At 71.7% G+C, this 18612-nt stretch carries 17 protein-coding genes and 1 riboswitch; of the genes, 10 read left to right on the top strand and 7 right to left on the bottom strand.

Annotation, left to right across the window (positions count from 1 at the left end):
- Positions 1 to 34 precede the first annotated feature (34 nt).
- From BM424_RS26295 to BM424_RS26280, 4 genes are all read right to left on the bottom strand, one after another.
- On the bottom strand, positions 35 to 712 hold the full coding sequence (locus BM424_RS26295; protein WP_093423408.1) for a DUF998 domain-containing protein: 678 nt from the start codon (positions 710 to 712) through the stop codon (positions 35 to 37).
- Between the two features lie 66 nt (positions 713 to 778).
- Positions 779 to 1933, bottom strand: coding sequence for a DUF6923 family protein (locus BM424_RS26290; RefSeq protein ID WP_093423405.1), 1155 nt, complete (start codon positions 1931 to 1933; stop codon positions 779 to 781).
- Positions 1903 to 2670 carry a bestrophin-like domain gene (locus tag BM424_RS26285; protein ID WP_093423403.1) on the bottom strand — a complete coding sequence of 256 codons (768 nt, stop codon included), beginning with the start codon at positions 2668 to 2670 and terminating at the stop codon, positions 1903 to 1905. Before BM424_RS26285 ends, BM424_RS26290 begins: the two co-directional genes overlap by 31 nt.
- Entirely contained in the window at positions 2667 to 2960 is a 294-nt protein-coding gene (locus BM424_RS26280; RefSeq protein WP_093423400.1) for a helix-turn-helix domain-containing protein, read from the bottom strand. Before BM424_RS26280 ends, BM424_RS26285 begins: the two co-directional genes overlap by 4 nt.
- Positions 2961 to 3502: 542 nt before the next feature.
- Here BM424_RS26280 and BM424_RS26275 point away from each other — a divergent pair.
- The 3 genes from BM424_RS26275 (at position 3503) to BM424_RS26265 (ending at position 7439) form a co-directional block, all read left to right on the top strand.
- Entirely contained in the window at positions 3503 to 4936 is a 1434-nt protein-coding gene (locus BM424_RS26275; RefSeq protein ID WP_093423398.1) for a family 2B encapsulin nanocompartment shell protein, read from the top strand.
- Positions 4937 to 4998: 62 nt separating this feature from the next.
- Positions 4999 to 6378 carry a family 2B encapsulin nanocompartment shell protein gene (locus BM424_RS26270; protein ID WP_245776143.1) on the top strand — a complete coding sequence of 460 codons (1380 nt, stop codon included), beginning with the start codon at positions 4999 to 5001 and terminating at the stop codon, positions 6376 to 6378.
- A 17-nt stretch (positions 6379 to 6395) separates the two neighbouring features.
- Complete coding sequence (locus tag BM424_RS26265; protein WP_093423395.1) at positions 6396 to 7439, top strand: family 2 encapsulin nanocompartment cargo protein polyprenyl transferase; 1044 nt, start codon at positions 6396 to 6398, stop codon at positions 7437 to 7439.
- Between the two features lie 67 nt (positions 7440 to 7506).
- Here BM424_RS26265 and BM424_RS26260 read toward each other — a convergent pair whose 3' ends face one another.
- Both BM424_RS26260 and BM424_RS26255 read right to left on the bottom strand, forming a co-directional pair.
- A complete protein-coding gene (locus BM424_RS26260; protein ID WP_093423523.1) occupies positions 7507 to 8829 on the bottom strand; it encodes a purine-cytosine permease family protein in 1323 nt (440 codons plus the stop codon).
- A riboswitch (TPP riboswitch) is annotated at positions 8820 to 8933 on the bottom strand. (Overlaps the previous gene by 10 nt.)
- A 37-nt stretch (positions 8934 to 8970) precedes the next feature.
- The gene (locus BM424_RS26255) at positions 8971 to 10506 is read right to left on the bottom strand and encodes a helicase HerA-like domain-containing protein (protein WP_093423392.1); all 1536 of its coding nucleotides are present in this window, start codon (positions 10504 to 10506) and stop codon (positions 8971 to 8973) included.
- A gap of 241 nt (positions 10507 to 10747) precedes the next feature.
- On the opposite strand from BM424_RS26255, the gene larE reads away from it, so the two are divergent.
- The 3 genes from larE to larC are packed head-to-tail and all read left to right on the top strand — an operon-like array spanning position 10748 to position 13373.
- Positions 10748 to 11566: an ATP-dependent sacrificial sulfur transferase LarE gene (gene larE, locus BM424_RS26250; RefSeq protein WP_245776142.1), complete on the top strand. Its 819-nt coding sequence runs from the start codon at positions 10748 to 10750 to the stop codon at positions 11564 to 11566.
- The gene (gene larB / locus BM424_RS26245; RefSeq protein WP_093423387.1) at positions 11563 to 12225 is read left to right on the top strand and encodes a nickel pincer cofactor biosynthesis protein LarB; all 663 of its coding nucleotides are present in this window, start codon (positions 11563 to 11565) and stop codon (positions 12223 to 12225) included. Before larE ends, larB begins: the two co-directional genes overlap by 4 nt.
- Positions 12222 to 13373 (top strand): nickel pincer cofactor biosynthesis protein LarC, encoded by a 1152-nt coding sequence (gene larC, locus BM424_RS26240; RefSeq protein ID WP_093423384.1) that lies wholly within the window; start codon positions 12222 to 12224, stop codon positions 13371 to 13373. Before larB ends, larC begins: the two co-directional genes overlap by 4 nt.
- Before the next feature lie 14 nt (positions 13374 to 13387).
- Here the strand turns inward: larC and ligD are convergent, their stop codons facing one another.
- Complete coding sequence (ligD, locus tag BM424_RS26235) at positions 13388 to 14227, bottom strand: non-homologous end-joining DNA ligase (RefSeq protein WP_175548276.1); 840 nt, start codon at positions 14225 to 14227, stop codon at positions 13388 to 13390.
- A 163-nt stretch (positions 14228 to 14390) separates the two neighbouring features.
- Here ligD and BM424_RS26230 point away from each other — a divergent pair, with 163 nt between their 5' ends.
- The 4 genes from BM424_RS26230 to BM424_RS26215 all read left to right on the top strand — a co-directional run bounded on the left by BM424_RS26230 (position 14391) and on the right by BM424_RS26215 (position 18609).
- Positions 14391 to 14624, top strand: a complete 234-nt coding sequence (locus BM424_RS26230) for a hypothetical protein (RefSeq protein ID WP_093423379.1) — start codon at positions 14391 to 14393, stop codon at positions 14622 to 14624.
- Between the two features lie 67 nt (positions 14625 to 14691).
- Positions 14692 to 15492 (top strand): exodeoxyribonuclease III, encoded by an 801-nt coding sequence (locus tag BM424_RS26225; protein ID WP_093423376.1) that lies wholly within the window; start codon positions 14692 to 14694, stop codon positions 15490 to 15492.
- 88 nt (positions 15493 to 15580) lie between these two features.
- Positions 15581 to 16993 carry an amidase gene (locus tag BM424_RS26220; protein ID WP_093423374.1) on the top strand — a complete coding sequence of 471 codons (1413 nt, stop codon included), beginning with the start codon at positions 15581 to 15583 and terminating at the stop codon, positions 16991 to 16993.
- Positions 16994 to 17214: 221 nt separating this feature from the next.
- Positions 17215 to 18609 (top strand): MFS transporter, encoded by a 1395-nt coding sequence (locus BM424_RS26215; RefSeq protein ID WP_245776141.1) that lies wholly within the window; start codon positions 17215 to 17217, stop codon positions 18607 to 18609.
- Positions 18610 to 18612: the final 3 nt, after the last annotated feature.

Raw genomic sequence — 18612 nt, 5'->3', positions numbered from 1 at the left:
TCTGGGACGCCCCGGTCTCGCGCGGGCCGGGGCGTCAGCTCGTCCGGGTCCGGACGTTGAAGGCGCGGGAGAAGCGCGCGCTGCGCAGGAACAGCGAGATCAGCAGCAACCACCCGAATCCGATGCCGAGGGTGATGCGCTGGTAGAGGCCCGCGTAGGGCTGGAAGTCGGGCATTCCGCCGAAGCCGAGCGCGGCGAGCACGAACCCGGCGAGGAACGCCACGGCGGTGAGGAAGCAGTAGCCTGCCCACCACGGGTGCTCGGTGGCCCAGAACAGGCGGCCGAGCATCCAGCTCGCGGCGGGCAGCCCGAGGAAGACCCCCGCGGAGAACAGCTGGTGGAGCACGCCGGTCGCGGTGGTCACCTCCTCGGCGCCGGGCGGGTAGCCGTTGATCGGGTCGGTGGTGAAGAAGCCCGCGCCGATGAGCCCGACGCCGACCGCGATCACCAGGCCGGGGATCCACCAGTCGCCGCCTAATCGCAGCAGCACCGAGCGCACCCCGAAGGCGAAGCTGGTGACCAGGACACCGCTGATGCAGAAGTTCACCGCCTGCGTCCAGCCGAACGAACCGATGGACAGCGAACTCACCGGGTGGCGCAGCGGGTCGTACCCGGCCCGCACCGAACCGATGATCAGGAACGCCGCCACGAACAGCACCGCGCCCGCGGTCCCGCAGCGGAGCAGCGTCCGTTCATCCCGAGCCTGCAACATGCGCGGCAGCCTAGCCGCTGGTGCCACCGGCCGATGTCACGGTCGTCACCAGCGTCACGTCCCGGCTCAGCCGCGTCCGAGCCTGCGCACGGCCGCGCTGCCGCCGATGAGCAGCACCAGTCCGGCCAGCGCCCAGCGGCGCTTCTCCTGGGTGGTGTGCCCGGTTTCGTCCGAGTCGGGCTCTTCGCTGGGCGTGGGCGAGGCGGTCTCCGGCGTCTCGCTCGGCGGCGGAGCCTCCGGTGGTGGCGATGCCTGGCTCGGCGTCGGCCGGGCCGGTGATGGCCGCGTCGTCGAGGGCGGCGTCGTCGAGGGCGGGGGCGTCTCCGCACTCGGAGTCGGGGGCGGCGGTGGCTCCTCCGAGCTCGTCGGAGGCGGCGGGACGGGTGGTGGTTCCGGGGGTGCCGGCGACGGGGGTCGTCGCAGGCACCCGGCGGCGTCCGAACTGGACGTTCCCGGCAGTTCGGCCAGTTTCACGACCTTCCCTCCCTCGCCGATGCGGTAGGCGCCGCCGCTGCGGTTGCCGGTGACGTAGAGGGCTCCGTCCCGGCCGATCACCACCGACCCGTAGCTGTCGGGCAGCAGGTCCGGCAGCCAGGAGACCGGTTCGACGACCCCGGTGCCCGGGTCCAGCCGCACGACGGCCGGGATTCCGGTGTAGGTCTGGGCGACGCCGTAGAGCAGTCCGTCCGGGCCGACGTCGACGTCGTCGACCGAGAACGGGCCGTGCCGTCGTTCCAGGGCGATCGAGCGCAGCACGCGCCGGAACGTCCGGCTGTCCCGGTCGACGTCCACTGTGTACAGACGGTCGTCCTCCAGGACGTACCAGCGGTCGCCGCGGATCGCGCCGGCCTCGGGGTGGCCGATCGGGTTCCACGGGGTGTCGCCGCGCCCGGCCACCACGGGACCGAGGTCCAGCGGTGGGTCGGACGGGCGCAGCGCCACCACGTGCCCGCCGTCGGCGAACCCCTCGGCGATGCCGTAGGCCCAGCCCTGCGAGCGCGCGTACCCGAGGGCGTTCATCCGGTACGGCAGCTCCCCCACCCGCACGTCGGTGAAGTCCGGCAGCCGCACCCGGTGCAGCACCGAGGTCGCACCGCTGGTGCGGATCTGCAGCGCTTCGCAGGTCGGCGCGGCCTCGGCAACCGCGGGCGCTGCGGGCAGCGCCAGGAGCGACGCCAGCGCGGCGCCGGCTAGCCCCGCCCCAAGCGGTCGAGCGCCCACTGGAAGGCCTCCGGTTCGATTCGGGACCCGCCGCTGAACGGGTTCTGCAACTGAAAGATCGCGAACAGCAGCAGCGCCAGCGCACCGGCCAGGGTGGACACCAGCACGATGTGCGGGAAGGAGCGGGTGCCGCCGAAGAGGTTCGGCAGCAGCACGCACACCAGGCTGCCGACGACGAGCACGAACCACACCACCGCCACCACCCCGCGGTCGAAGGCGCGGGTGAGGCGTTCGTGCCGCTCGGTGTAGACCTCGTTGAGCTTGTCGAGGGCCTCGGACTTGCGGTCCTCCTGGAACTCCCCGTCGGCCTCGGCGGCCACCACCGCGGCGCGGATCTTGTCCAGCTCGCCCCAGCCGGGTCCGCCCACCGGGACGCCGCGCTGCATCTGCGGCCACTCGGCGGAGATCACGGTGCCGAGGTAGGACCGGCTCTGCTCCCGGACCTCGGCGGCGGAGTCCGCGGGCAGCGATTCCATCGCCCACGACACCGCGACCAGGTCCTGCGCTTCGGTGTAGGCGCCTTCGCGCGCGTCGGTGACCGCGTCGAACAGGGTCACCAGCACGAACGCCAGGACCACGGCCTGCAGGCCGCTGACGATCGTGAAGACCTGCCTGGCGGCGTCGTTGTTGCTGGGTTCGCCCTCGTCCTGGCCGATCCGGCGCACCAGGTAGCCGATCACCGCCGCGCCGACGGCGGCACCGAGCACCCAGAGGGTGCCGGTGAGGACCAGGCTCATTCCGCGACCCCGGCCGGCGACCCGTGCGCGTTGTTGTCCGGCGCGGTCTCCGGCGCTCGGGGAACGGGCACTCTGTGCACCTCGGGTTCGAGCAGATCACCGACCTCGCAGCCGAGGACGCGGCAGATGACGTCGAGGTCTTCGAGCTTCAGGCTGGCCGGGGTCTTCGACCACAGCCCGGACATCTTCCCGGCGGAGATCACCAGCCCGTGCTCGGCGAACCGCCGCTGCAGGTCGGTGGCCTTCCATATACCCCGCTGAGCCGCGACCAGCCTCAGGTTCCACTTCACGCGAAATCGCCTCCTGGAGAGAACAACGGACCGGTTCGCCGATTCCGATAGGTCTTCAACCATCCCGATCGATTCGGGGAAAGACCCGGCCGAACCACTGACCGAACAATACGCCGGAGATCCGTCAGAAATGGATAACCCGATTCGTGGAATTCGAGTTCACATCTCCGTCGCTCCAATGGAGCAGCGAAACCGTAGAGCCGTCCTGCAACAAGCCCAACAATGCTCACGACGACGGCATCCGCCGACAAAGCCCGACAAGCGCCCCATCTATTCGACGCACCCCGCCGAGCACAAGGGTGCTATCAGGTGATCATGGAGCTACGCTCCGCTGACCACCGACTATGGAACCGGTCAGCACTTTCGGGTGACTGTACGGCCGGATGGGCCGGTGCTAGCGTTCCGTTCGTGAGCAACGCCAACGTCGCCGTTGCCGCGCACGAACTATTCCTCCTCATCTCCCTCTAATTCCTCGACGACAATCGTCGATTCGACCTCTCCTGCCCTTCTTCGAGTTCCCCGCTCGTCGATTTGTCAGCACAATGATTGGTGGTATTTCTGTCGTGACTGCGACCGATCCGACCAACCCCGTCGACACCGAATCCCCGCAGCTGAGCCTGAGCACGGCCGCGGCGCGGAACCTGGCGACCACGACCAAGTCGGTTCCGCAGATGCAGGGCATCACCTCCCGATGGCTGCTGCGGATGCTGCCGTGGGTGCAGGCCGCGGGCGGCGTCTACCGGGTGAACCGGCGGTTGAGCTACACGCTCGGAGACGGCCGGATCACCTTCAGCAACACCGGCGCCGACGTCCGCGTGATCCCCCAGGAGCTGCAGGAACTGCCGCTGCTGCGCGGTTTCGACGACGAGACGGCGCTGCGCGCGCTGGCCGACCGCTTCGTGCAGCGCCAGTACGAGCCGGGCCAGGTCATCGCCAGCTCCGGGGATCCGGCCGAGGAAGTCGTCCTGATCGCCCACGGCAAGGTCAACAAGATCGGCACCGGCGAGTACGGCGACCAGACGGTGCTGGAGGTGCTCGCCGACGGCCAGTACTTCGGCGCGCAGGTGCTGGCCGGTGAGGCCGGCGAGTGGGACGCCAGCTACAAGGCGGTCACCCCCTGCACCGTGCTCTCCCTCGCGCAGCGGACCTTCCAGGAGCTCAACGGTTCCTCGGAGTCGTTGCGCGCGCACGTGCGGGAGGCGCTGGCCGGACCGGGCCGGCCGCACAACCCGCACGGCGAGGCCGACATCGACATCGCCTCCGGCCACTCCGGCGAGCCGTCGCTGACCGGCACGTTCGTCGACTACGAGCTCTCGCCGCGGGAGTACGAGCTCAGCGTCGCCCAGACCGTGCTGCGGGTGCACAGCCGGGTCGCCGACCTCTACAACCAGCCGATGAACCAGACCGAGCAGCAGCTCCGGCTGACCATCGAGGCGCTGCGCGAGCGGCAGGAGGAGGAGCTGGTCAACAACCGCGACTTCGGCCTGCTGCACAACGCCGACCTGCGCCAGCGCATCCCCACCCGCACCGGTCCGCCGACCCCCGACGACATGGACGAGTTGCTGACGCTGGTGTGGAAGGAGCCGGGCTGCTTCCTGGCGCACCCGCGGAGCATCGCGGCGTTCGGCCGGGAGTGCAGCAAGCGCGGGCTGTACCCGCAGAGCATCGACCTCGGCGGGCACCAGGTGCCGGCGTGGCGGGGCGTGCCGATCCTGCCCTGCGACAAGCTGCACGTCAGCGACAAGCGCACCAGCTCGATCATGCTGATGCGCCTGGGCGAGCAGAACCAGGGCGTGGTCGGCCTGCACCAAACCGGCCTGCCCGACGAGTACCGGCCCGGGCTGTCGGTCCGCTTCATGGGCATCAACGACCAGGCCGTCATCTCCTACCTGGTCAGCACCTACTACTCGGCCGCGGTGATGGTCTTCGACGCGCTCGGCGTGCTCGAGCACGTCGAAGTGGGCCGCGAGAACTGAGCAGGCGGGCCGGTCGCTGCGACAGGCCCGCTCCTCTTCCCGACGCGAGGAGTTGAACCACCTTGACCGCGACCGAACAAGCGGCTCTGAGCCTGGGCACCGAGGCTGCGCGCAAGCTCTCCACCACCACCAAGACGCAGCCGCAGATGCAGGGCAGGACCCCGCGATGGTTGTCCGGGATGCTTCCCTGGGTCGACGTCGACGCGGGCACCTACCGGGTCAACCGGCGGCTGACCTACGCCTCCGGTAACGGCCGGATCAGCTTCACCAACACCGGCGACACCGTGCACGTCATCCCCCGCGAGCTCACCGAACTGCCGCTGCTGCGCGGTTTCGACGACGACTCGGCGCTCGGCGCGCTCGCCGACCGGTTCGTGCAGCGGCACTACGAGCCGGGCCAGCTGCTGTCGGTGGCCGGCGAACCCGCGACCGAAGTCGTGCTCGTGGCGCACGGCAAGGTCGACAAGATCCGCAGCGGCGAGTACGGCGAGGACACCGTCACCGACACCCTCGCCGGGGGCGCGTTCTTCGGTTCGCAGGTGCTGGCCACCGCCCAGTCCACGTGGGACAGCACCTACCGGGCGGTGACGCCGTGCATCGTCCTGACGCTGGATCGCGCCGCGCTGCACGAGGTCACGCGGCAGTTCGACGAGCTGCGCGCGCACGTGGCCGCCGAGTACGCCTCCCCCACGCCGGCGACGAACAAGCGCGGTGAGGCCGACATCGCCCTGGCCTCAGGGCATTCCGGCGAGGTCGTGCTGCCCGGCACGTTCGTCGATTACGAGCTCGCACCCCGCGAGTACGAGCTCAACGTCGCCCAGACCGTGCTGCGGGTGCACAGCCGCGTGGCCGACCTCTACAACCAGCCGATGAACCAGACCGAGCAGCAGCTCCGCCTGACCATCGAGGCGCTGAAGGAACGGCAGGAGCACGAGCTGCTCAACAACCGCGACTTCGGCCTGCTGCACAACGCCGACCTCCAGCAGCGGGTGCACACCCGAACCGGCCCGCCCACCCCCGAGGACCTCGACGAGCTGCTGTCGCGGCGGCGCAAGTCGCGGTTCTTCCTCGCCCACCCGCGCACCATCGCCGCGTTCGGCCGGGAGTGCACCAAGCGCGGCATCTACCCGCAGACCACCGAGGTGCGGGGGCAGGCGGTACAGGCGTGGCGCGGCGTGCCGATCCTGCCCAGCGACAAGATCCCGATCAGCGGCAAGGGCACCACCTCGATCCTGTGCATGCGCACCGGCGAGGACGACCACGGCGTGGTCGGGCTGCGCCAGTCCGGGATCGCCGAGGAGCACGAGCCGGGGATCTCGGTGCGCTTCACCGGGATCAACGATCAGGCGGTGCTGTCGTACCTGGTCAGCGCCTACTTCTCGGCCGCCGTACTGGTCCCGGACGCGCTCGGCGTCCTGGAGAACGTCGAAATCACCCGCTGAGCGAAGGGAGTGCGGAGATGACCGCGATGCAGCAGGACGCGAACCGGGCCGGTCAGGCCTTCGAGGCGCTGACCAGCAGCCGGACCATGGTCGAGCCGGCGCTGCGGGCGGCGGTGGACCGACTCCCGGACCGGATGCGCGACGTCGCCGGCTACCACCTGGGCTGGCTCGACGAGCGCGGCGATCCGGTGCGGGCCGACCGGGGCAAGGCGATGCGCCCGGCGATGGTGCTGCTCAGCGCTTCGGCGGTGGGCGGTGATCCGGCCAAGGCGGTGCCGGCGGCGGTGGCGGTGGAGCTGGCGCACAACTTCTCGCTGCTGCACGACGACGTGGTGGACGGCGACGTCACGCGGCGGCACCGGCCCACGGCCTGGACGGTGTTCGGCAACGCGACGGCGATCCTGGCCGGGGACGCGCTGCTGTCGCTGGCCTCCGACGTGCTGGCCTCCTCGCAGCACCCGGAATCGGCCAGTGCGGTGCGGATGCTCAGCAGCGCGGTGCTCGGGCTCATCGACGGGCAGAACGCGGACCTGGAGTTCGAGACCCGCGCGGACGTGGGCGTCGCCGAGTGCCAGCGGATGGCGCGCGACAAGACCGGTGCGCTGCTGGGCTGCGCGTGCGCGCTCGGCGCGCTCTACGGCGGCGGGACGCCGGAGCAGATCACCCGGCTGCGCAGCTTCGGCGAGCGGCTGGGCTTGGCGTTCCAGCACGTCGACGACCTGCTGGGGATCTGGGGCGATCCGGCGATGACGGGCAAGCCGGTGTTCTCCGACCTGCGGACCCGCAAGAAGACGCTGCCGGTGGTCTCGGCCCTGACCTCGGGCACCAGCGCGGGGCAGCGGCTGGCCGCGCTGTACTACCGGGAGCAGCCGTTGATCAGCGGCGAGCTGGCCCAGGCCGCGGAGCTGGTGACGCTGGCCGGCGGGAAGGCCTGGAGCCAGGCCCAGGCCGACGAGCTGCTGGCCTCGGCGCTGTCGGAGCTCCGCAAGACCGAACCGGACGAGGAGGCGGCCGCGGGCCTGACCGCGCTCGCCCACCTGGTGGCCCGCCGGGACCACTGATCCCGGCGGTCCGGGATGACGGCTCCGGTCCCGCCGCCCCTCGTAGGCCGGAGCCGTCCCCGGACGATCAGTCGCGGTGGTGGCGGGCGAACAGGCCGATGACGCCCGCCGCCACCGCGGAGATGACGAACGAGGTCAGCGCCGCGCTCATCCAGGTCGGCACGGTGAACCCGGCGGCCTCGCGGGCGCTGGTCCACATCGCCGTCCACCAGCCGAGCTCGCCGGGGTTGATCAGCTGGAACGTCGCGAAGCCCAGCAGCCAGGCCACGAGCATCCCCCAGCGCGACGGCGCCTCGGCGGAGACGTCCCACTCGCGGTGGCGGGCGTTGTGGAAGTAGTCCACGGCCAGCACGCCGAACATCGGCACGAACACCGAGCCGATCAGCAGCAGGAAGTTGGAGAACTGCTCGATGTCCATGGTCAGCGCCGCCAGCGTGCTGATCGCGCCGACGATCAGGCTCAGCACGCGGCGATCGGTGCTGGGGCGCAGGTTTTGGATGGACACCGCGGTGGAGTAGGTGTCGGCGAAGGACTGGTCGACCTCGCGCAGCACCAGCACCGCGAAGAACAGCACGCCCAGCGGCGCGGCCAGCAGCGGGTCGAAGGCCTTGTCGCCGTCGAAGCCGACCAGCGCCAGGCCGAGCAGTCCCAGCAGGTAGCAGGCGATCTGGGTGATGGAGTAGCCGACGGTCGCGGCGGTGAAGGCGCCGCCCGCGGTGCGGGAGTGCCGCGAGTAGTCCGAGGCCACCGGCAGCCAGGACACGGCCACGGCCAGCGCGGCGTCCGCCCCGGGCCAGAAGCCCTCCCAGGATCCCTCGTGCATCGGCGGCAGCGGTTCCCGCAGCAGCTGCACGAAGAAGTAGACCATCGCGATGAGCACGGCGATGCTCACGTAGCGGCGCAGCAGGCGCAGCGCGCCGAGCGGGCGCAGCGTGAGCGCGGTGGTGATCACACCGGCGATGAGCACGTACAGCCACCGCGGGCCGCCGCCGAACAGGGCCTCGGCGCCCTGGGCGATCACCAGCAGCTCGAAGGTGCCCCAGCCGACCAGCTGCAGGATGTTGAGCACGGTCGGCACGTAGGACAGCCGGGTTCCGAACAGGCCGCGCAGCAGCATCATCGCGGGGGCGCCGGTGCGCGCGCCCGGGATGGCGGCGATGCCGACCATGATGCTGCCGAGCACGGTGCCGACGACGGTCGCGGTGACCGCCGCGGCGAACGACAGCTGCGGCACCCCGGCCGGTGCGAGCACGGCGAGCGCGCCGCTGAAGCCGAGCAGGCTCACGCCGAGGTTGCCCCAGAACGCGCCCTGGTCGAGCACTCCCAGCGTTTTCGGCGCCGGTTCGTCGAGGGTGTTGGGGACTTCGGACCGCGCGACGTCATGCGTCATCGACAGCTCCCTACGCCGGCATTATCCGGACAGGTTCTGCGGTCGGTGGCGCGTGGTCTGCCACCCTCTCAGCCCGGTCCGCCCGAGCTCCCGCGTGGATAAGTCGCGCAGACCCTACCTGATCGGGTGAGGCGCTGTCAGTCAGCGCCGCCGGTTGCCGAACAGTCCCCGGGTGACCTCGCGGCCCACGGCGCTGGCGGCGGAGCGGAAGAAGGAGCGCACGGCGGGGTTCTCCATCGCCTTCTGGAACATCCCGGCCTCCTCGCGCTCGCGCTGCTCCGGCACCTCCCCCTCCGGTGCGGCGGCTCCCTCCGGCGGGGAGGCGGGCTCGGCGACCTTCTGCGCGAGCTTCTCGTAGGCGGACTCGCGGTCGATGGTCTCGGCGTACTTGGCGTGCAGGTCCGAGGACCGCGCGGCCTCGCGCACGGCGTCCTCGCCGATGCTGCCCATGAGCGAGCGCGGTGGCCGCAGCCGGGTCCAGGCCACCGGCGTCGGCGCGCCGGTCTCCGACAGCACGGTCACGATGGCCTCGCCGATGCCGAGCGTGGTCAGCGCCTGGTCGAGCTGGTAGTGCTCGGTGGTCGGGTAGGTCTTGACGGCGCGCGCCAACGCCTTCTGGTCCTCGGGGGTGAAGGCGCGGATGGCGTGCTGCACGCGGGCGCCGAGCTGCGACAGCACCGGGTTGGGCAGGTCGGTGGGCAGCTGGGTGCAGAAGAACACGCCGACGCCCTTGGAGCGGATGAGCTTCACGGTCTGCTCGATGCGGTCCAAGAACGCCTTGGAGGCGTCGTTGAACAGCAGGTGCGCCTCGTCGAAGAAGAACACCAGCTTGGGCCGGTCCAGGTCGCCGGCTTCGGGCAGCTCCTCGAACAGCTCGGCCAGCAGCCACATCAGGAAGGTGGAGAACAGCACCGGGTTGGCCTGCACGTCGTCGAGCTCGAGGAGGTTGACCACGCCCTTGCCCTCGACCTGGCGCAGCAGATCGGCCACGTCGAGCTCGGGTTCGCCGAAGAACTCGTCGCCGCCCTGGGCCTCCAGGTTCGCCAGCGCGCGCAGGATCACCCCGGCGCTGGCGGCCGAGACACCGCCGATGCCCTTGAGGTCCTCCTTGCCCTCGTCGCTGGTCAGGTACTGGATGACCGAGCGCAGGTCCTTGGTGTCCAGCAGCGCCAGGCCGCGCTGGTCGGCCCAGTGGAAGATCAGCCCGAGGGTGGATTCCTGGGTGGCGTTGAGCCCGAGCACCTTCGACAGCAGCAGCGGCCCGAAGCTGGTGATCGAGGCGCGGATCGGCACGCCGCGTCCGCTGGTGCCCAGCGACAGGAACTGCGTCGGGTAGGACGAGGCCTGCCAGTCGTCGCCGACGTCCTGGGCACGGGCGGAGAGCTTGTCGCCACCCTCCCCCGGCCGCGCCAGGCCGGACAGGTCGCCCTTGACGTCGGCGAGCACGACCGGCACCCCGGCCTCGGAGAGCTGCTCGGCCAGCAGCTGGAGGGTCTTGGTCTTGCCGGTGCCGGTGGCCCCGGCGACCAGACCGTGCCGGTTGAGGGTGGCCAGCGGGATCCGCACGGCCGCCCCGGCGTCGGCCTCGTTGTCGATGACGACCGCGCCGAGCTCGACGGCGGCACCGCCGGTGTCGTACCCGGACGCGATCTGCTGGGCAGCGCTGTTGTCGGTCACCGCAGTCTCCTCCCCGTTGGCACCTTCCCCTCGGAAGGTAGGTCGGTCGGGCCGCCCTCCCCGGGAGAGCCACTCGGTCGGGGGACATGTCGGCGAGTCCGGCACTAGCACCCCGAACGGGACCTCAACAGGCCGGTTGACCACCGGAAAGATCTCCTTCGCGAGCATGGGACGCGTCGCCCGTTGGAGTTAGAGTCTGGTCAGACCGCCTGGTGTCACCGCGTGCGTGAGGAGTGAGGTCGTGACCGGTTTGGAGCGTCTGCGGGCTCGTGTCGGCACCGAGGAGGCCCTGGTCGTGGCGTTCTCCGGCGGTGTGGACTCGGCGTTGCTGGCCGTGGTGGCGCACCAGGTGCTGGGCCCGAAGATGCTCGCGGTGACCGCCGTGTCACCGAGCCTGGCCACCGAGGAGCGCAAGCAGGCGAAGCGGTTCGCGCGCGAGCACGGCTTCGCCCACGTCGAGGTCTGCACCGACGAGGCCGACCGCCCGGAGTACGCCGCCAACGACGGAAACCGCTGCTACCACTGCAAGTCCGCGCTGTTCGACGCGCTGGAGCCGCTGGCGGCGACGCTGGGCGCGCGCATCGCGCTGGGCACCAACGTGGACGATCTGGGCGATCACCGGCCGGGCCAGCGGGCGGCGGCGCAGCGGGGCGCGGTCGCGCCGATGGTCGACGCGGGCCTGACCAAGGACGAGGTGCGCGAGGCGAGCGCCGCGCTGGGACTGTCCACTGCGGACAAACCAGCGGCGGCGTGCCTGGCCTCTCGCGTCGCCTACGGCGATCCGGTGACCCCGGAGGTGCTGGCGCGGATCGAGCGCGCCGAGGCCGCGGTGCACGCCCTGGGATTCCCGGTGTGCCGGGTCCGCGCGCACGGGCAGGGCACCGTGGCGCGCCTGGAGGTCCCGGCCGAGGACATCGACCGCGCGGCGGCGCACCACGCCGAGATCGACGCCGCGGGCCGGGACGCCGGTTTCGACTTCTGCGCGCTGGACATGGCGGGCTTCTCCAGCGGCCGGATGAACGTGCTGCTGCCGCTGCTGCCCACCCGGACCGCGTCATGACGGGCTTCACCGACCTCGGCTACGCCCGCGTCGACACCGACCGCGAGTCCCGGCAGGGCCTGCCCGAGGTGGTCTACGGCCCGGGCAAGCGTCCCGAGGAGATCACCGGGATCGTCACCGAACTGCTGGCGCGCGGCACCGGGCCGGTCCTGGTCACCCGGGTCGACCCGGAGGTCGCGGAGCGGGTGCGGGTGCCGGGCGGCGACTACGACGAGACGGCCAGGCTGCTGGTCTGGCGCCCCGCCGCCGATCGCGGTTTCCGGGTGTGCGTGGCAACCGCGGGCACCTCGGACTGGCCGGTCGCAGCCGAGGCGGAGGCGGTCGCGTCGGCGATCGGCCTGCGCACGCGCGTGATCCGCGACGTCGGCGTGGCCGGCATCCACCGGCTGATGGCGGTGCGCGAGGACCTGCGCGAGGCGGACGCGGTGATCGTGGTCGCGGGCATGGAGGGCGCGCTGGCCAGCGCCGTCGGCGGGCTGGTGTCGTGCCCGGTGATCGCGGTGCCGACCTCCACCGGCTACGGCGCCTCGCTGGAGGGCGTGACGGCGCTGCTGGCGATGCTGACCTCGTGCGCGGCCGGGCTGACGGTGGTCAACATCGACTCGGGTTTCTCCGCCGCGATGGCCGCGCACCGACTGGCCGCGGTGGCGCGGCGATGATCCTCTGGCTCAACCCGGCGACCGGCCTGTCCGGCGACATGCTGCTGGGCGCCCTGCTCGGCCTCGGCGCCCGGCTGGAGGCGGTGCGCTCGGCGATCGAGGCCACCGGCCTGACCGGCTGGTCGCTGACGGCCGAGCAGGTGCGGGTCGACGGGATCGCCGCGACCAGGGCCGTGGTGACCGCCGAGGACGACGCACCGGAGCGCCACGCCGCCGAACTCCTCGACCTGGCCTCCCGAGCGCACCCGGAACCCGTTGCCGCCCTGGCGGTTTCGGCGATCCGGGCGATCGCGGAGGCGGAAGGGGCGCTGCACGACCGGGACCCCGCCGAGGTGCACCTGCACGAGGTCGGCGGGCTCGACACCGTCGTGGACACCGTCGGCGTGGCCGCGGCCCTGCACGACCTGGCGATCACCGAGGTGCGCTCGGCCCCGATCGCGCTGGGATCCGGGACCGTGACCTGCGCGCACGGCGTGCTTCCCGCCCCCGCTCCCGCGACGCTGCGGCTGCTGGAGGGCGCGGCCGTGGTCGGCGCCGACCTGCCCGGTGAGACCGTGACCCCGACGGGTGCGGCGCTGGTCTCGGCGATGGGCGCGCGGTTCACCCCTCCCCCGGCGATGACGCTGGGCGCCACCGCCTACGGCGCGGGCACCAAGCGGTTCCCGCAGCGCCCCAACGTGCTCTCGGCCTCGCTGGGCTCTCCGTCGCCGGCGACACCGGGCGCGGAGGTGGAGACGATGGTCGTGGTGGAGTGCACCGTCGACGACGTCACCGGCGAGGTCCTCGGACATCTCGTGCAGCGACTGCTGGAGTCCGGCGCCGCCGACGCGTGGACCAGCCCGGTGACGATGAAAAAGTCCCGCCCCGCCCAGGTCGTGCACGTGCTGTGCGCGCCGGACCGGGAAGCGGCGCTGAGCGAGATCGTGCTGACCGAGACCGGCGCGCTCGGCGTGCGCCGCCACGAGGTCCGGCGCACGGCGCTGCCCCGCCGCACCACGACCGTGGAGGTGCGCGGGCACGCGATCCGCGTCAAGCACGGCCCGCACCGGTCCAAGCCCGAGCACGACGACGTCGTGGCCGCCGCCAGCGCGCTCGGCCTGCCGCTGCGCACCGTCGCCGAGATGGCCCTGCACGCCGCGCACGAGTAGACCCGGCGGCGGGTTCAGCGCAGGTCGCTCCACGGGTCGGGCTTGCGGGCGAGCCTGCGGGCGAGGTTGGTCAGGCCGTAGGACCGCGGGTGGACGCGGCCGAGCTCGTCGAGGTCGATCGGGGTGGCCGCGGGAGCTCCGGGGCGGGCGCGCAGCGAGTAGGGCGCGATCATCGTCTGGCCGTAGGCGTTCCGGTTGACGTCGAGAAAGATCCGGTCGCCGCGCTTGTTCTTGCGCTGCTCGGTGGTGAGCCGGTCGGGTTCGTCGCGGGCCGCGCGGTCGGCGATCTCGCGGATCCACCCGCGCACCTCCTCGAAGTCGCGGCTGCCGTCCAGGGGTGCGGCGACGTGAAATCCCTTGCCGCCGGTGGTTTGCACGTGCGGATCGAGACCGTCCTCGGTGAACAGCGCGCACACCGCGCGCACGGTGTGGCGCAGCGTCGCGATCTCGACCTCCTCCGGCGGGTCGATGTCGAGCACCGCGAGCACCGGGCGCTCCAGGTCATCCACTGTGGACAGTGCTGTGTGGATCTCCAGGGCAGCCTGGTCGGCGAGGTGGAGCAAGGTCGCCTCGTCGTCGACGAGCACGTGGTGCACGGGCGGTCCACCGCCGCGCTGCGGGACCTCGGCCCGCGCGATCCACTCCGGGAAGTGACTCGAGGCCTCCTTCTGGAAGAAGCCCTCGGCGTCGATGCCGTCCGGGAACCGGCGCAGCGTCGCGGGTTTGCCCCGCGCGTGCGCGATCAGCGGCCCGGACACCGAGCGGTAGTGGTCGAACACGTCTTGCTTCCGGAAAGAATCTTGCGGGTACAGCACCTTGTCCGGGTTGGACGGCCTCTGGTCGTGACGCGGCATGCTCATGTCGTACCCCGCCGCCGAAACCCCCAATCACCTGGTCGTGAGCGGCGTTCGCAGCACATCGTTAAAACATTCGGGTGGCAACGGGAACCAACGGGCGCTGCATTTGTTCCTATTGGCTGTAAGCGGATTGCGGCGAACGCCGAACAGGAGAACCTCGATGCAGCAGCACGTGCACGCAGAACTCATCGGCGGCCCGGAGGACGGGCGATCGTTCATCATCCCGGCCGTCGACGCGGACTTACCCCTGGGCGAGTTCGCCTTCCCCTCGCCCCGCGACGGGGAGGCGCCGTGCTCGCCCTGCGCCCGCTACAACCGCCACGACCAGCGCCCGGACGGGGTCTGGCGCTACCAGTACGCCGGCGAGCAGAGCGTGACCTCCCGAGAGCGCTGAGCGCGGAACCGCACGCGGACCGCCCCTGGTCGGCCGGGTCGTCGGTGGGGTGTGCCAAGCTGCGGCCATGCGGATCGCCACCTGGAACGTCAACTCGGTCGGGGCGCGGCTGCCCAAGCTGCTGGACTGGCTGGGCACGGCCGAACCGGACGTGCTGTGCCTCCAGGAGCTCAAGTGCGCCGAGGACGCGTTCCCCTACGACGAGGTCGGTGAGCTCGGCTACGAGGCCGCCGCGCACGGCACCGGACGCTGGAACGGCGTCGCCGTGCTCTCCCGGGTGGGCCTGACCGACGTCCGCCACGACCTGCTCGACCAGCCCGGCTTCCAGGCCGACGGCTCCATGTTCGAGACCGCTGAGCCCCGCGCGGTCGCCGCGACCTGCGGCGGGGTTCGCGTCTGGTCGGTCTACGTGCCCAACGGCCGCGAGGTCGGTCACCCGCACTACGACTACAAGCTGCGCTGGCTGGACGCGCTGCGCGCCACCGCCGCCGAGGAGCTCACCGCCGGAACCCCGTGGGCCGTGCTGGGCGACTTCAACATCGCCCCCACCGACGAGGACGTGTGGGACATCGCCGCGTTCGAGGGCTGCACCCACATCACCCCCGAGGAGCGCAAGACGCTGACCGCGCTCACCGAGACCGGCCTCACCGAGGTCTACCCGCGAGCCCTGAAGTACGACGTGCCGTTCACCTACTGGGACTACCGGGCGCTGCGGTTCCCGAAGAACCAGGGGATGCGCATCGACCTGGTCTACGGCAACGAGGACTTCACCGGCGCGGTCACCGACTCCTACGTCGATCGCGAGGCCCGCAAGGGCAAGGGCACCTCCGACCATGCCCCGGTGGTCGTCGACCTCGACCTGGGCTGATCCCGGGGCGACGGTGATCACCTCCGCTCCCCCGGCGCGTCCGGGCGGCTATGTTGCGGGGTGAAGCACCGGCGGGAGGAGCCACGACGTGTCCGATTCGCTCTGCCAGCGCACGGCGACCGAGCTGGCCGCGCTGATCCGCGCCCGGGAGGTCTCGGCGCGCGAGGTGATGCAAGCCCACCTGGACCGGATCGAGCGGCTGAACCCGAAGGTCAACGCGCTGGTCTCGCTCGACCCGGAGGGCGCGCTGGCCGGTGCGGCGGCGGCCGACGAGCGACTGGCCTCGGGCGCGGCGGTCGGGCCGCTGCACGGGCTGCCGATGGCGCACAAGGACACCCACGACACGGCGGGCCTGCGCACCACCTACGGCTCGCCGCTGCTGGCCGACAACGTGCCCGCCCGGGACGAGCTGGTCGTGGAGCGGCTCAAGGCCGCCGGCGCGGTGACGATGGGCAAGACCAACGTGCCGGAGTTCGCGGCCGGTTCGCACACCTTCAACCCGGTGTTCGGCACGACCGCCAACCCCTACGCCCTGGACCGCTCGGCCGGGGGCAGCAGCGGTGGCGCGGCGGTGTCGCTGGCCTGCCGGATGCAGCCGCTGGCCGACGGCAGCGACATGGGCGGATCGCTGCGCAACCCGGCCTCGTTCAACAACGTCGTGGGGCTGCGGCCCGCGCCGGGCCGGGTGCCGACGTGGCCGGACGCCGCGGCGTGGTCGACGCTGTCGGTGCAGGGGCCGATGGCGCGCACGGTCGCCGACGTCGCCCTGATGCTGTCGGTGATCGCCGGGCCCGACGACCGCAGCCCGATCTCGATCGACCAGCCCGGCTCGGTGTTCCGGGAGCCGCTGGACGCCGATCTCCAGGACCTGCGGGTGGCGTTCTCGATGGACCTCGGCGGCGACCTGGTGGTCGATCCGCAGGTCAGGGCGGTGCTGGAACCGGCGGCGCAGGTGCTGGCCAAGCTCGGCGGCGCGGTCGAGGAGGCCTGGCCGGACCTGACCGGCGCCGACGAGGTGTTCCGGACGCTGCGCGCCTGGCAGTTCGAGCTGATGCTGGGCGAGCTCCGCGACGCGCACCCGGACCGGATCAAGCCGAGCCTGCGCGACAACATCGACGTCGGCCGGGCGCTGACCGGCGCCGACGTGGGCCGCGCCGAGCGGCTGCACACCGAGCTCTACCACCGGGTGCGGGAGTTCTTCACCCGCTACGACGTGCTCGCGCTGCCGGTCAGCCAGGTGCCGCCGTTCGACATCGACCTGGAGTTCCCGACCGAGATCGGCGGCGTGACCATGCCGTCGTACCTGGACTGGATGCGCTCGGCGTACTGGATCTCGGCCACCGGCTGCCCGGCGATCTCCGTCCCGGCCGGGTTCACCCCGGAGGGCCTGCCGGTGGGCCTGCAGCTGGTGGGCCCGCACCGGTCCGAGCCGGAGCTGCTGCGCATCGCCCACGCCTTCGAACAGGCCACCCGGCACGCAGAACTCCCGCCGCCGCTCTGAGCGGCACCGGCCCGGTGCGCGCACTCATCGTCCACAGTGGACGACTTCGAGGTGAATTCGCGTGGCTGCCCCGTGGAATCGGACGGTCGGCGTCTTGATTCCGGGGGTGAACACAGGTTTACTCACGGGGTGAACACCAGTTCACCCCGTGAGTGAGGAGTCCGATGAGCGCCGCCGGGTCCGCTTCGTCCGCTACGCGCAGTTCGAAATGGGTCATTCTCGTGCTCGCCTCGTGCGGCATCGCGGTGTCGCTGATGCAGACGCTGGTCGTCCCGCTGCTCCCCGAGTTCCCGCACCTGCTGCACACCACCGCCGCCAACGCCGGCTGGCTGGTCACCGCCCCGCTGGTCGCCGGCGCGGTGTGCGCGCCCGTCACCGGGCGGCTCGGCGACATGTACGGCAAACGGCGGATGCTGCTGGTCTCGCTGGCCACCATGGCGCTGGGCAGCGCCATCGGCGCCCTCAACGACGACTTCACCGCCGTGCTCATCGGGCGCGTGCTGCAGGGCGCGGCGGTCGGCGTGGTACCGCTGGGGATCAGCATCATGCGCGACGAGCTGCCCGAGGACCAGGTCGGTTCCGGGGTGGCGCTGATGAGCGCGACGCTGGGCATCGGCGGCGCGGTCGGCCTGCCGATCACCGGCGTGGTCGCCCAGGAGCTGGACTGGCACTGGCTGTTCGCCGGAGCGATGGTCTTCGCGCTGGTCGAGATCGCGCTCATCCTCAAGGTGGTGCCGGAGTCCTCGCTGCGCACCGGCGGCCGGTTCGACCTCGTCGGCGCGCTGGGCCTGTCGGTGGCCCTGACCTGCCTGCTGCTGGCGATCTCCAAGGGCAACGAGTGGGGCTGGTCGAGCGCTCTCGTGCTGGGCCTGCTCGCCGGGGCCGTGGCGATGCTGCTGCTGTGGGGCGCCTTCGAGCTGCGCACCACCGCGCCGCTGGTGGACCTGCGCGTGTCGGCACGCCCCACGGTGCTGCTGACCAACATCGCCTCGGTGCTGGTGGGCATCGCGATGTTCACCGGCTTCCTGGTCGGTTCCCAGCTGCTGCAGGCACCCGCGGAGACCGGCTACGGCTACGGCATGACGCTGGTGACCGCCGGTCTGGTGCTGCTGCCGATCGGTGCCGCGATGGGGCTGTTCTCGCCGGTCTCGGCCCGGATCTCGCGTCGCTTCGGCCCGCGCACCACGCTCATCCTCGGCTCCTGCGTCCTGCTGGTCGGCAACCTCGGCGCCTCGCTGCTGCACGGGCCGCTGACCCTGGTGGTGCTGAACCTGACCATCAGCTCGATCGGCGGCGCCCTGGCCTACGGCGCGCTGCCCCAGCTGATCATGCGCTCGGTGCCCGAGACCGAGACCGCCGCCGCCAACGCGCTCAACAGCCTCGCCCGGTCGATCGGCACCTCCAGCTGCAGCGCCATCGTGGTCGCGCTGACCACCGGGTCGCTGGTGCGGGTGGCCGGGGCGACCTACCCGTCGATCAGCGCCTACTCGTGGGTGTTCGTGGTGGCCGCCGGCGCCGGTCTGGGCGCGGCGCTGATCGCGGCGGCGACACCGGGACCGGCCCGGTACGAGTCCGTTGCGCCCCGGATGCCCGTTGCGGTGGGAGGCTCGCGCTAGCCT

The organism is Saccharopolyspora flava (genome assembly GCF_900116135.1).
Lineage (GTDB): Bacteria > Actinomycetota > Actinomycetes > Mycobacteriales > Pseudonocardiaceae > Saccharopolyspora > Saccharopolyspora flava.
This window is presented reverse-complemented; position numbering and strand designations above follow the sequence as displayed.

Bases quoted from the DNA above. Each gene is read 5' to 3' on its own strand.
- BM424_RS26295 (WP_093423408.1), bottom strand. From the start codon at position 712: ATGTTGCAGGCTCGGGATGAACGGACGCTGCTCCGCTGCGGGACCGCG.
- larB (WP_093423387.1), top strand. From the start codon at position 11,563: ATGACGGGCTTCACCGACCTCGGCTACGCCCGCGTCGACACCGACCGC.
- BM424_RS26230 (WP_093423379.1), top strand. From the start codon at position 14,391: ATGCAGCAGCACGTGCACGCAGAACTCATCGGCGGCCCGGAGGACGGG.
- BM424_RS26265 (WP_093423395.1), top strand. From the start codon at position 6,396: ATGACCGCGATGCAGCAGGACGCGAACCGGGCCGGTCAGGCCTTCGAG.
- BM424_RS26260 (WP_093423523.1), bottom strand. From the start codon at position 8,829: ATGACGCATGACGTCGCGCGGTCCGAAGTCCCCAACACCCTCGACGAA.
- BM424_RS26285 (WP_093423403.1), bottom strand. From the start codon at position 2,670: ATGAGCCTGGTCCTCACCGGCACCCTCTGGGTGCTCGGTGCCGCCGTC.
- BM424_RS26275 (WP_093423398.1), top strand. From the start codon at position 3,503: ATGATTGGTGGTATTTCTGTCGTGACTGCGACCGATCCGACCAACCCC.
- larC (WP_093423384.1), top strand. From the start codon at position 12,222: ATGATCCTCTGGCTCAACCCGGCGACCGGCCTGTCCGGCGACATGCTG.
- BM424_RS26225 (WP_093423376.1), top strand. From the start codon at position 14,692: ATGCGGATCGCCACCTGGAACGTCAACTCGGTCGGGGCGCGGCTGCCC.
- ligD (WP_175548276.1), bottom strand. From the start codon at position 14,227: ATGCCGCGTCACGACCAGAGGCCGTCCAACCCGGACAAGGTGCTGTAC.